The 12,141-nt window shown below is 70.8% G+C and carries 10 protein-coding genes and 1 riboswitch; of the genes, 2 read left to right on the top strand and 8 right to left on the bottom strand.

Annotation, left to right across the window (positions count from 1 at the left end):
- Positions 1 to 3: 3 nt before the first annotated feature.
- Positions 4 to 247: riboswitch (cyclic di-AMP (ydaO/yuaA leader) on the bottom strand.
- Between the two features lie 159 nt (positions 248 to 406).
- The 8 genes from M2157_RS27825 to M2157_RS27790 all read right to left on the bottom strand — a co-directional run bounded on the left by M2157_RS27825 (position 407) and on the right by M2157_RS27790 (position 10,257).
- Positions 407 to 1,387, bottom strand: coding sequence for a transglycosylase family protein (locus tag M2157_RS27825; protein WP_280858134.1), 981 nt, complete (start codon positions 1,385 to 1,387; stop codon positions 407 to 409).
- Positions 1,388 to 1,579: 192 nt separating this feature from the next.
- Positions 1,580 to 2,812: a cytochrome P450 gene (locus M2157_RS27820; RefSeq protein ID WP_280868281.1), complete on the bottom strand. Its 1,233-nt coding sequence runs from the start codon at positions 2,810 to 2,812 to the stop codon at positions 1,580 to 1,582.
- 101 nt (positions 2,813 to 2,913) lie between these two features.
- A complete protein-coding gene (locus M2157_RS27815; protein ID WP_280866476.1) occupies positions 2,914 to 3,939 on the bottom strand; it encodes a nucleoside triphosphate pyrophosphohydrolase in 1,026 nt (341 codons plus the stop codon).
- A 147-nt stretch (positions 3,940 to 4,086) separates the two neighbouring features.
- Positions 4,087 to 4,734 carry a SurA N-terminal domain-containing protein gene (locus M2157_RS27810; protein WP_280866475.1) on the bottom strand — a complete coding sequence of 216 codons (648 nt, stop codon included), beginning with the start codon at positions 4,732 to 4,734 and terminating at the stop codon, positions 4,087 to 4,089.
- A gap of 144 nt (positions 4,735 to 4,878) precedes the next feature.
- Positions 4,879 to 5,706, bottom strand: coding sequence for a glycoside hydrolase domain-containing protein (locus M2157_RS27805; protein ID WP_280866474.1), 828 nt, complete (start codon positions 5,704 to 5,706; stop codon positions 4,879 to 4,881).
- 168 nt (positions 5,707 to 5,874) lie between these two features.
- Positions 5,875 to 7,365, bottom strand: coding sequence for a serine/threonine-protein kinase (locus tag M2157_RS27800; protein ID WP_266518714.1), 1,491 nt, complete (start codon positions 7,363 to 7,365; stop codon positions 5,875 to 5,877).
- A gap of 38 nt (positions 7,366 to 7,403) precedes the next feature.
- Positions 7,404 to 7,976 carry a hypothetical protein gene (locus M2157_RS27795; protein WP_280866473.1) on the bottom strand — a complete coding sequence of 191 codons (573 nt, stop codon included), beginning with the start codon at positions 7,974 to 7,976 and terminating at the stop codon, positions 7,404 to 7,406.
- 94 nt (positions 7,977 to 8,070) lie between these two features.
- On the bottom strand, positions 8,071 to 10,257 hold the full coding sequence (locus tag M2157_RS27790; RefSeq protein WP_280866472.1) for an N-6 DNA methylase: 2,187 nt from the start codon (positions 10,255 to 10,257) through the stop codon (positions 8,071 to 8,073).
- 212 nt (positions 10,258 to 10,469) lie between these two features.
- Here M2157_RS27790 and M2157_RS27785 point away from each other — a divergent pair, with 212 nt between their 5' ends.
- Together M2157_RS27785 and M2157_RS27780 are read left to right on the top strand one after the other, a co-directional pair.
- Positions 10,470 to 11,195: a hypothetical protein gene (locus M2157_RS27785; protein WP_280866471.1), complete on the top strand. Its 726-nt coding sequence runs from the start codon at positions 10,470 to 10,472 to the stop codon at positions 11,193 to 11,195.
- Positions 11,196 to 11,300: 105 nt separating this feature from the next.
- Entirely contained in the window at positions 11,301 to 12,095 is a 795-nt protein-coding gene (locus M2157_RS27780) for a hypothetical protein (protein WP_280866470.1), read from the top strand.
- Positions 12,096 to 12,141 lie beyond the last annotated feature (46 nt).

The raw sequence follows: 12,141 nt of genomic DNA, 5'->3' as shown, positions 1-12,141 counted from the left end.
GGTGGATCCCCTCACCGACGCCTGCGAGGTGAGCTGTCGGGTTCGGGCCGGTTGAGTTGCCCGGTCGCGCACCCTGCGGTGCGCGGCTTCACCCCAAGCCGGTTCCGGCGGCCTTTCGACCGTGAGACCCCGTGAGGCCTCTGCTGCCGGACCCGGCACTTACCTTGGGTCCCCCGCTCCTGCCTACGGCGCTTGACGCGACGACTGTTCCCGTACGGCCGCTGGCAGGATTCGGCGTTGCGACAGACGGGGCTCGGGTTGCCGAGCGGTGACGACCGTAGACACGCGCTCGGCGGAAATTCAAAGACGATCAGGGCTTCTGAGACTCATCCCACACTTTCACCAAAGTGGACATTCAGTGCGAAGTGTGACGCGAACTCCCGCTGTTTTTCTGGGCTTTTCAGCCCTATTCAGCCCCTGTGTCGAGCGTCTGACCGGCGACGATGTTGCTCGGGTCGGCCCCGATGCGGTCCTTGTTCTCGGCGTAGAGGGCGCGCCATCCGCCGTCGAGGCCAAGGGAGTCGGCGATGGAGGCGAGGGAGTCGCCCTCCTGGACGGTGTAGGTGCGGGCGGCGTGCCGGCCGGCCGCGGAGGAGGCCGTGCTCTTCGTCGCGACCTCCTCGGCGCTGCCGCCCCGGTGCTTGCCGGAGCCGAGTGCGCCGACGTCCACGAGGGCCGAAGAGCTGCCCTCCTGCCACGACTTGTCCGCTTCATCCTCTTCCGGGCTCACCACGGGCGAGCTGTCGGAACGCTGCGCTTCTTCCGTGGCGGATCCCTCGGAACCCGAAGAGTTCTTTTTGTCCGACTTGGCGGAACCATCGCCATTGCCGGAAGGGGTGGCCGATGGCGAGGGAGTCGCGGACGAACCGTCCAGCGCGTCGAGCAGACCGGAAGACTTTTCGGAGCCTGATGAGTTGGAGGAACCGGATGAATCGGATGAATCCGACGAGCCGGACGCCGAGGCCGAGGGCGTCCCGCTCTCCACACCCGTGTCGACATCGGCCGAGCTCGAGTCCTTGCTGAGACCGCCGAGCAGACCGCAGGTCGGCCATGCGGCGATGCCCTGGTCCGCGAGAAGCTTCTCGGCCACGGCTATCTGCTGGTTACGGCTGGCCAGATCAGCGGTCCTGGCGTATTCGAGGCCGCCGTACTTCTCCCAGTTCTCCTGGGACATCTGGAGGCCGCCGTAGTAGCCGTTGCCGTCGTTCGCGCTCCAGGAGCTGCCGCTCTCGCATTCCGCGACCCGGTCCCAGGTGGTGCCGGTGGCGGCGCTCGCTCCGGTCGCTCCGAGCAGTGGGATCGCGATGGCGGATCCCGTCACACCGGCCGCGACGAGGAGAGCCGGAGCCTGACGGGGGCGACGGTGACGACCGTTCCCGGAGAGCATGCGGGGACCTTTCCCGAGAGAGCAGGGACCTGCGCGGCCGGTGTTGCAGGGCACCGCGCTGGTCCGTGAACGTATAGGGATTCGATCACTTGTCACAAGTTAATGCCGCGTAGATCACGTGAAGATCACAGACTTGAGGGCGCGTCATGTTTACGCGGCCCCGCGCGGGGATAGGCCGGACCCCTCGGTCGATTACCGGACGGGCGTGAACTCCACGGGCAAAGTACGCAGTCCACGCATGATGAGCCCCCCACGCCAGCGCAAATCGGCTGAATCCACCGCGAGTTGCAGGTCCGGGAGACGGGTGAGGAGGGTGGCGAGCGCGGTCTGCCCCTCCAGGCGGGCGAGCGGGGCACCGAGGCAGTAGTGGATGCCGTGGCCGTAACCGAGGTGCTGATTGTCACGGCGGGACAGATCGAGCACATCGGGGTCTGCGAACCGCTCGGGATCCCGGTCCGCCGCCGCGAGCACGACGAGCACCGGGTCGCCGGCTGCGATGTCCTGACCGCCGATCCGCAGGGGTTCGGTGGCGAACCGCCAGGTGGCCAGCTCGACCGGACCGTCGTACCGCAGGAGCTCCTCCACACCGGTCTCCAGCAGGCCTCTTTCCCCGTCGGCCAGGGACTTCTGCAGCCGACTCCGCTGCTCGGGGTGGGTGAGGAGGGCGTACACGCCGTTCCCGATGAGATTGACGGTGGTCTCGAAGCCGGCGAACAGAAGGATGAAGGCCATCGCGGCGGCCTCGTTCTCGGTGAGGTGCTCGCCGTGGTCGGAGGCGCGGATCAGCCCGGAGATGAGGTCCTCGCCCGGGGCCGGCTCGTCGGGCAGTGCTTCCCGCTTGCGGTGGATGAGCTCGGCGAGATAGCCGCGCATCTTCTTCACGGACCGCGCGACCCCGCCCCGCGGGCCCCCTCCGTGGCGGATCATCATGCCGGCCCAGTCCCGGAAGTCGTCCTGGTCCTCTCGGGGGACGCCGAGCAGGTCGCAGATCGCGTAGATGGGGAGCGGGAAGGCGAAGTCATGGATGAGGTCGGCGGTGCCGGTGGCGGCGAACCCGTCGATGAGGCGGTCGGTCAACTCCTGCACCCGCGGCGCGAATTCGGCGACCCTTCTGGGCGTGAACGCCTTGCTGACGAGCCGTCGGAGCCTGGTGTGGTCCGGCGGGTCGATGTTCAGCAGATGCGTCATCAGCTCCGCCTTGCGCTCCCCCGGGATACCGGTCTTGCCCTTGGCGTGCGCGGGCTCGTCGTGGTGCGCCGGGTTCTTGCTGAGCCGCTGGTCGGCGAGGGCCTGCTTGGCATCGGCGTACCGGGTGACCAGCCAGGCCTCCACCCCGCTGGGCAGCCGGGTCCTGTGCACGGGGGCGTGCTCGCGGAGCCAGGCGTAGGCGGGGTAGGGGTCGGTGGCGAACTCCCAGGAGAACAATTGGGGGGCGGGAGTCGCGGCGGCGGCAACGGCAGGGGACGCGGGGGTGCCGGGGGTCGCGGGGTCGGCGAGGCCGGCTGGGTCGGCTGAGGGCTGGTCGGTCACTCCTTGACGTTTTCCGGCGGGTGGGGTGCCTCGACCTCCCGGATCGCGTCCCGGTACAGCCGGGCCGCCGCACGCAGGGCCGCCTCCGGATCGACGCCCTCCGCCTCGGCGCGGGCGGCCAGGACGAGGAGTTCGTAACCGATGCCCTCGGTCTTCGGCAGCGGGACGTCCAGGCCCGCCATCCGCACCCGCGACGCCAGCTTCGCCGCGAGGGCGAGGCCGGGCTGGCCGAGGGGGATGCCCTCGGTCACCGAACTGCGCTGCTTCTCTATCGCCTTGGTGCGCAGCCAGTGCGCCTTGACCTCCTCGGGCGTGCTGGCCGTCTCGTCGCCGAAGACGTGCGGATGGCGGTGGATGAGCTTGGCAACGATGCCGCCGGCGACGTCGTCGACGGAGAAGGGGGCGTCCGGGTCGTCCTCGGCGATACGGGAGTGGAAGACGACCTGGAGCAGGACGTCCCCGAGCTCCTCGCGCAGTTCGTCGCGGTCGCCCTCCTCGATGGCCTCGACGAGTTCGTACGCCTCCTCGATGCCGTACTTGGCGAGGCCCTCGTGGGTCTGCTGGGAGGACCAGGGGCATTCGGCGCGGATCCGGTCCATGACCTGGACGAGGTCGAGGAGCCGGGCACCGGGCAGGTCGTAGGAGGCGGGGAGCAGCTCCAGCTCGGGCATCTGTATGCGTCCGGATCCGGCGAGGCGTGCCAGACCGTCCGTGAGGGCCGGCTCGCCCTCGCCCGTGGCCACGACGACCACCTTGTGTCCGCCCGCGCACGCTCCGACCAGCTCCTCGGCGGTCGGGGACGTCTCGTCGACCTCTATCCCCGCCTCCCGCAGATACGGCAGCTGAGGGTGGGCTCCGTCCGCGCACAGAACGCGGTCGGCGGCGTGCAGCGCCTGCCAGGCGGGCCAGGACAGCAGGCCGGGGGCGACGCGGTGGCTGGTGGTGAGCAGGACGATGCGGCCGGGGGCGGACGCCGTGTCGGGGTCCTGGTCAGGGGCGGGCTCGAAGCCGGTTGCGTTCACAGTTCGAAGCTAACGCACGGCGTCGACGGGGCGATCAGTTTGTCCACAGGCAGGGGGTGGCGGGGTGATCGTATGATCATCCGTCTGCCTGCCGGGTTGCCCCGCGGTGTGGGGCTGGTCCCACGGTGTGGGGCTGCCTCGGTCCCGCTACGCGCTCTGCTCGCTCCCCGCCGTCGTGACCTCGCGCACCCACGGGGTCTTCGCGTCGACGCGGGTGCTCTTCGCGACGTCCCAGGTGCCGTAGCGCGGGTTGAGGTCGACGTCGAGTTGCTTGGACGCCTTGCTCAGGGCGTTCCAGAAGGCGGGGTTGCCGGTGTCGGTGCCGAGCTTTCCGGCGAGTTTCTGGGCCTCCAGCTGGAGGAGGAGGTTCTCGTCGAGGCGCTCGGGCGCGATGCCGTACTGCTGGAGCCACGCCGTCTCCAGGCCCTTGGCGCCGCCCGCCTGCTCCTCCAGGCCGGAGCGCAGCGCCTGGACCTCCTTGCGGTTGACGGACACGCCCGCGTTCTCGGCCGCCCGGTGCAGCACCTGGTCGAGGACCATGCCGTGCAGGACGTCGCGGGTGAGGGTGCCGGTCTTGGCGATGGCCTGCGCGTACTGCGCCTCGTCGGTGACGGCCGCCCGCTGCGCGTCACGCACCTCGGTCACCCGGTTCTCCAGCTGCGCGACGGTGATCCGCTGCCCGCCGACGACGGCCGCGGCGCCGGGATGCGCGTCGCTTCCGCACGCGGTGAGCAGGGGTGCCGCGGCGGCGAGCGCGGCGGAGAGGACGAGCGCGGTGCGACGACGGCGGTGCAAGGAGGCCTCCCGAGGAGATTGTGCGACGGTGCACAAGGTCTTGCGGTGATCGATGGTAGGCAGGGGACGGGCTCTGGCCAACCCATTCGACCAACGATTCACCAGGACTTCGGGCACCGCCGCGCCACGCGCGCGTGGTTGCCGTCAGCCGGTGATCGCCACCGGCCCGTCCCAGGCGTCCCGGTCCACGGTGATCGTGTAGCCGTTGCGCGACTCCTTGCTGTTCACGAGGTACTGGTGGCCACGGCTGTGGTCCGTGTACTGCGTGGCGCCGAAGGGCCAGTCCGCGGTGGTGGTGTTCTGCTTGTCCCACAGCGCGTACCAGAGGTTGCCCGGCAGGTCGGTCCTGTCGGTCGCGTTGGCGATCGCCTTGGCGCTGGAACTGCTGAAGCCGTAGAAGCCCGCTCGGTACGTCTTCGCGCGCAGGGTCTTGTCGAAGGCACGCACATAGGTGAGCACGGCGTCGTTGCACGCCTTGTTCGTGATGTCGTACGCCTCCATGTCCAGGAAGATCGGGCTGCCGGCCTTCATGCCGAGGGCGGAGGCCTTGGCCACCGCGTCCGCGCCGTCCGTCGCGCCCAGGGAGGCGGCGGTGGAGGCGGTGAGCCTCTCGGGGTTGGAGCCGCTCTGGCAGGGCGGCTGGGCTCCGACGTAGAGCGGGATGAGCTTCCAGCCGACCGCGCTGACCGACTTGACCCAGGAGGCGGTGAGGTTGGGCTGGGAGCAGCCGCGGTTCTTGCCGCCCACGTAGACGGCGGCGGCGCCGTAGAGGCCGCCGTGCCAGGCCTTCATCGCGGAGAGGGAGGGGGCGGCGCAGGTGTCGAAGGCGCGGCCGGTGTACGTCTTCTGGGCGGGCCAGGTGGTCGCGGCCATCGAGCTCTGCGCGGCGAGGCCCGCGCCGGCGACCACGGCGGCTCCGGCGACGCCCCACGTGACGTATCTGCGCTTCTTCGACTGCCGATGACTGGACATGGACGACCCCACCCCTTGGTTGTGCTGTACGAGTTGTGCGTGCTGTGCCTGTTGTGCGTGGCTGAAATGAAGCGCAAAGCTATCCGGCGCCAGTCCTGTCTTTCGGAAACTCAATCCCCTGAAGGTGACAAGTTTCCCTCTGGGCGCGGCAAAATCTGACGGGTCGCCCTAGCGCACCTGACCCAGCCACTGGAGCGTCCGGCGGACCTCCACCGCGAGCGGGTGCGCCGGCCCGTGCAAGCGCTCCACGTCGTGCAGCAGCCGCGCGAGTGTGTCGTGGGCGGCGGCGCGGTCGCCGAGGGCGAGCAGGAGGTGCCCGATCCGGCGGCGGACGTCGTGGGCGAGCTGGGGGTCGCCGGCCACGTACTGGTTCTCGTAGTACGGCAGCAGGGCGCGGTATTCGGCCAGTGCGGCCGCGGGTTCGCCGAGTTGTTCCAGACACTGGGCGGCGTCGTACCGGAAGCGCAGGGACTGCGGGTCGGCGTGGCCCGCCTCGGTGGCGCGTTCGTCGGCGAGGCGGCGCAGTTCGGGCAGTGCGCGGCGGTACTGGCCGTCGTCCATGAGGGTGGCGGCGTACTGCTTGCGCAGGGTGCGTACGACAGGGGAGTTCACGCCGTGCTGTTCGGCGGCCGCGGGCAGGATCGCGCCCAAGATGTCGACGGCCTGGGTGATGCGGCCCTCGCCGAGGAGCCGCTTGACCTCGTCGACCGCGCGCGCGACATCCGGTTTCTCGGTCGCCTCGGGGACCGGCGTGACCGGGGCCGGCTGGGGTGCCGGCGTGCGCGCGCGGTCCGGCCAGGGGGCGTGCGGACGGAGGAAGGGACGTGTGGGATCGAGAGGAGCTCCCGTGGGCGTCCCGCGCGCGGGCAGCAGCAGCGCCAGATCCTCGTACACGTCCTGTGCGGAGGCCGGGCGGTGCTGCGGGTCCTTGGCGAGCAGCCGCAGCACGAGCGCTTCGAGGGCCTCGGGGACTTCGGGGCGGGTGCGGCGCACGGGCAGCGGGGGCTCGTACAGGTGCCGGTGCAGCACGCCGAGCGCGGTGGAGCCCGCGAAGGGGACGTCGCCGCTGAGCAGTTCGTGCAGCAGTACGCCGAGCGCGTACAGGTCGGTGTACGGACCGACCGCCCCGCCCATGGCCTGCTCGGGCGCCATGTAGGCGGGCGAGCCGATCGGCGAACCGGTGTGGGTGAGGCGGGTGGTGTCGGTGTCCATGACGGAGGCGACACCGAGGTCGAGGACGGTGACCGTGCCGTCCTGCTTCACCATCACGTTGCGCGGCTTGAGGTCGCGGTGGACGATCGGTACGGCGTGCACGGCACTCAGTACGGCGCACAGTTGCGCGGCGACGGCGACCGCCCACTGCCAGGGGTACGGGTCGTGCTCGGCGAGATGGTCGGAGAGGTCCGCGCCGTCGACGTACTGCATGACGAGGAACAGCTCCTCGCCCTCGCTGCCCGCGTCGTGCACGGTGACGAGCCCGGGGTGGTCGACCTGCGCGGTCACCCGGCACTCCCGGACGAACCGGCGGCGCAGTTCGTCCGCCTCCTGCCCGGCCACCTTGTCGGGGCGCAGCAGCTTCACCGCCACGCGCCGGTCGAGCCGCTGGTCGTACGCCGTCCACACCTGGCCCATGCCGCCCTGGCCGATGAGCGTGGACAGTTCATAGCGTCCGGCGACGACACGTCCTGTCGCCACGGTCACCTGCCGCCCTCGGGGTTGCCGTCGTGCTTGCGCAGATAGTCGCTGAGCTCGTCGAGTTCGGCGCGCACCTGGTCGATCCGGGCAGGCGCGGGGCGCTGCGGCGGGGGCGGGACGACACCGGGCGCGGAGACCGGAGGAGTCGGCGGCTGCGGCAGGAGCGTGGACGTGTACGGCGGCGTCGGCTGCGGATAGCCGTAGCCGGTGTGGACGGTCGGGCCCTGGGGCGGCGGGTAGCCGGCGAACCGCCTCTGCTGGTGCACCCGGATGTCCATCACGAGGAAGTACACACTGCTGAAGAGGCCGAGCAGCAAAACCAGCGACATGGCGACGTCGGTCCGGGGATCGCTCTCGGGCAGTGAGCCGACCACCGCGAAACACGCGATGGACAGCGGAAGGCTCGCCCAGGACAGCACCCAGTCGACCGACCGCCCGCGCAGGAAGGCGACCCGGAACAGCGGAGCGCAGGCGAGCAGGCCGCACGAGAGGAAACCGGCGGCGGCGAACAGCACGCGCAAGGTGATGACGGTGCCCGAGCTGCGGGCGGGCGGCGCCGCGCCGTGGCCGTACATGAACGCTCCTGAACCGGGATTCGATGTGGGGTTCGAGCGTATAGGCCGACACCGACAACTGGTCACGGGTTGTACCGAACCGTTGTCGTCCTGATCAGTCGGGCGCGACCGTTCCATCGGTGAGCCCGTCGTACATCCCGCGCACGAGCTGCTCTCCGAGCCGCCCCGCGTGCCTGAGCGCCCGCTCGAACTCGTCGAGCGCGCGGAAGCGTTCGCCGTATCGCCGTTGTTCGTCGAGCGGGAGCCTGGGCAACTGGAGCCTGCGCACGTCCAGGCGGGTCGCGGTGGAGGCATAACTGCTGGCCTGGCGGTTGTTGGCGGTGCCGCGCAGGAAGCCGGCCAGGAACCAGGGGTCGAGCGCCGCCGGATCGGGGCGCAGCAGCACGAGGTTGCGCCCCAGGGCGGCGCCCGCGGTCGCCGCGTCGATCACGCGCGCCACCGAGCCCCCGCCCAGCACCGGTACGACGACGTCGCCCGGTTCGGTCAGTACGGCGTCCTCCTCGCTCTCGGGAAGCGTCCCGGAGGGGTCGGCCCCGAAGAGGACGTCGTGGTCGGTGAGCACGGGTACGCGTGCGTGGCCGCCGTTTCCGCCCGTGCGCAGCATCAGGGCTCCCCCGCGCGCGAGTTCGCCGATGGTGGTGAGCGGCCACCGCGCGGGGTGCGCGGCGTCGGCGCGCGGCGGGGTGAGGTCGGCGGTCAGGCGCAGGGTCTCGCCCAGGTGCTCGCGCACGGCCGTGAGCTGTTCGGCGCCGTCGGCCGCCGTGGGGGGTGGCAGGTGGCGGGCGGGAGCGAGGTCCACGTCGTCGTCGAGGAGTTCGATGACGGGCAGCGCGCGGGCCAGTCCGGGCCGTTCGGCGAAGCGGCCGGGCCGCCCGAAGGCCTGCCAGGCGTCGAGAACGGCCTCGCGCAGGGCCCGCCAGTCCGGCCCACCGCGCCCCTCCCCCGCGAACTGGCCCACGTCGACGAGGAGCACCTCGGGCTGGGCGGGCGCCTTCTCCGGGCGGCGCAGCACCCACAGGTGCAGCGGGATGTTGTACGGCGGTGCCGCTCCGAGCGGCAGGGCGATCACGGCGCGCAGGGCACCGCGGCGCAGCAGGTCGGCGCGGATACGGCGGCCGGAGCGGCGGGAGGCGGCGGCGGGCGGCATGAGCAGGACGCCGGCGCCGCCGTCCTTGAGGCGGGCGAGTGCGTGCTGGACCCAGGCGAGCTCGGACTCGGTGCGGGCCGGGAAGCCGTACTCCCAGCGGGGGTCGTAGGCGAGCTCGTCGTGGCCCCAGTTGCGCTCGTTGAACGGCGGGTGGCACAGGACGGCGTCGGCGCGCAGCCCCGGGTGGGCGTCGGCGCGCAGGCTGTCGCCGACCGCCCCGCGCACGGTGGACCAGGTCTGCAGGGCGAGCCGGAGCGTGGTGAGCGCGGCGAGTTCGGGGGCGCTGTCCTGGGCGTGGAGCTCCTGGTCGGGGCGGGTCGCGGCGGCCCGCAGAAGGGCGCCGGTGCCGCAGGCCGGGTCCAGGACGGTGCGGGCGGGGCCGGCGAGGTCGGCCATGAGAGCGGCCAGGTCGGCGGGGGTGAGCGTGTACTGGCGCGGGTTGGCGTCGAGGTGCCGGCCGAGCAGGAACTCGAAGGTCTGCCGGGCACCCAGCTCGGCGGCCAGCTCGGCGACGCCCCGCAGGAGGGGGGCGGAGGGGAGGAGTTCCGGGACGGTGGGGAGGCGAACGGCGGGGTGGGTGTTCACGGCGGCGGGGGTGTTCACGGCGGAGGGGGTGTGAACACCGGAGGCGGGGGGCGCTGGATTCACGACATCCGGGGCGTCTACGGCGTTCGGGGCGTTCACGGTGTTCACGGCGTCCAGGGTGTTCACAGCGGGCGGGGTGCTCATGGCCGCCTCGGGTCCGAATCGCGGTGTGAACACCTCCCGCAGCGCCCCCGGCAGCATCTCCGAGAGCCGCTCGTCGGAGCCGGCGCCCACCTCCAGCCAGACCGTCGGGCGATCGTGGATCAGCAGCAGGAGGCAGCCCGCGTGGGTGAGTGCGGTGACCGGGCCCTCAGGATGGCCGGAGAGCTGCTGCCAGACGCGTTCCCGCAAGGGGACCTCAGCGAGCTTTCCCTGCTTGCGCAGCCAGGACTCGACCTCGGCGAGCGCGAAGGACGGGCTGGTCTCGGTGCCGCCGACAGGTCTCGGGAAGTCGGCGTGCCGACGGCGCCAGTTGCTGACGGCCGCGCGGCCCACGCCGGCCAGCCGTGCGATACCTGCGGCGGTCACCTCAGTCGCGTTGTCCTGCACCCGCACGCTCCCCTCGTCGTACCGCACCAGCACTGCGCCACGCGTGTGACGCCGAGCATACCGATGTATGCAAGATCTACCCATTCACGGCCGTGTACACGAGGAGAGCTGTGAATCATGTTGACTCGGTTCACAGGCTCTGCTCTCATTGACCCAGCGAACGAGCGACCGCCGAGCAGCGGGGGTCGTCGCGTCGGGAGGGGGAGACAGCCATGGGCATGAAGGGCAAGGTCGCGCTGGGCGCCGTCGTGGGAGTCGTCGTCATCGGAGTCGTGTCGGCGAACGCCGGGGACAACGGGGACGGCGGCACCTCCGGCGGCACCGGCAAGGACTCTTCGGCGTCCGCGGAGCGCGAGGCCGGGGGCAATGAGGGCACCAAGGACACCGAGGACACCAAGGACACCAAGGACACCGACAAGGCCGCGGTCGCCGAGAAGAAGGCCGCGTTCGCGGGGGACGGCGACTTCCAGGTCGGTTCGGACATCAAGCCCGGCACGTATCGCACCACCGGCAACAGCGACGGCATGTGCTACTGGGAGCGGGCCAAGGACGCCTCGGGCGAGATGGACTCGCTGCTGGCCAACGACAATGTCACCGGCACCAGTTACGTCACCGTCAAGGCCACCGACAAGCTCTTCAAGTCGAGCGACTGCAACGACTGGGAGGCCGTCGACGAGAAGGCGAAGGGCTCCCCCGCCGCCCGGATGTCCGGCGACGGCGGAATGTTCGCGGTCGGCGCCGACATCGCCCCGGGCACCTACAAGTCCACCGGGAATACCGACGACTCCTGCTACTGGGAGCGCACCAAGGACGCCGAGCACGGCATCGAGTCGATCCTCGCGAACGACAACGTCAACGGCACGGCCGTCGTCAGGCTCAGCTCCTCGGACGCCTACTTCAAGACGACCGGCTGCAAGGACTGGAAGAAGACCGGCTGACCCGGCCGGACCGCTTCCGCCTCCGTTCACTCACCACGAGCGGCGCGACCCACGCACGGCGCGCCCCGCACCATCACCTCACCGCATCCCCACCAAGGAATCACCATGCGTCGTACCGCACTTGCCGCTCTCTGCATCGCCGCCGCGGCCACCGCAGGACTCACCGGCTGCCAGCCGGGACAGGACAAGGCGGACAGCAGGACGAGCACGTCCAGCGCATCCGCCGAGCGGGGCAAGTCGGCCGCGAAGAAGGAACCGTTCGCCGGGCTGACCGGCGGCGACATAGCCGACCGGGCCACAAAGGCCACGACCGGCGCCTCTTCGCTGCGAATGAAGGGCGCCATCCCCGACGACGAGAGCGGCGGCACCATCAGCCTCGACGTCCTGCTGAACAAGAAGGGCGAGTGCGCCGGCACCATCGGCATGGGCGGCAAGGGCAAGGCCGAGCTGATCAAGACCGGCGACATCGTGTACATGAAGTTCAACGAGGCGCTCCTGCGTGAGCAGAGCGAGGGCGAGTCGAAGGCGGACACCGACGCGGCCGTGGCCATGCTGGCCGGCAAGTGGACCAAGACGAAGGCGACGGGTCAGGACGCCAAGGAGTTCGAGGACTTCTGCGACCTGGGCGCGGTGCTCGACGGCGCCGAGGACAGCAACTCCGACGCGAGCCGCGGCAGCACGGCCACCGTCGACGGGGCGCCCGCGATCACCCTGCACGAGAAGGACGGCAAGGACCGCTACACGCTGTATGTCGCCACCGAGGGCAAGCCGTATCTGCTGCGGATCGACAGCACGGCCGGAGCGGACCAGGGGTCCGTCACCTTCAGCGACTTCGACGAACCGGTCCCGGCGAAGAAGCCGGCCGGCGAGATCCTGGACCTCGACGCCCTGGGCGGCTGAGCCACCGGAAGCGCACGCCGCACTGGGACACACCAGGACGCAGCAG

It is taken from the genome of Streptomyces sp. SAI-127 (assembly GCF_029894425.1).
Lineage (GTDB): Bacteria > Actinomycetota > Actinomycetes > Streptomycetales > Streptomycetaceae > Streptomyces.
This window is presented reverse-complemented; position numbering and strand designations above follow the sequence as displayed.

Bases quoted from the DNA above. Each gene is read 5' to 3' on its own strand.
- M2157_RS27805 (WP_280866474.1), bottom strand. From the start codon at position 5,706: ATGTCCAGTCATCGGCAGTCGAAGAAGCGCAGATACGTCACGTGGGGC.
- M2157_RS27780 (WP_280866470.1), top strand. From the start codon at position 11,301: ATGCGTCGTACCGCACTTGCCGCTCTCTGCATCGCCGCCGCGGCCACC.
- M2157_RS27795 (WP_280866473.1), bottom strand. From the start codon at position 7,976: ATGTACGGCCACGGCGCGGCGCCGCCCGCCCGCAGCTCGGGCACCGTC.
- M2157_RS27825 (WP_280858134.1), bottom strand. From the start codon at position 1,387: ATGCTCTCCGGGAACGGTCGTCACCGTCGCCCCCGTCAGGCTCCGGCT.
- M2157_RS27785 (WP_280866471.1), top strand. From the start codon at position 10,470: ATGGGCATGAAGGGCAAGGTCGCGCTGGGCGCCGTCGTGGGAGTCGTC.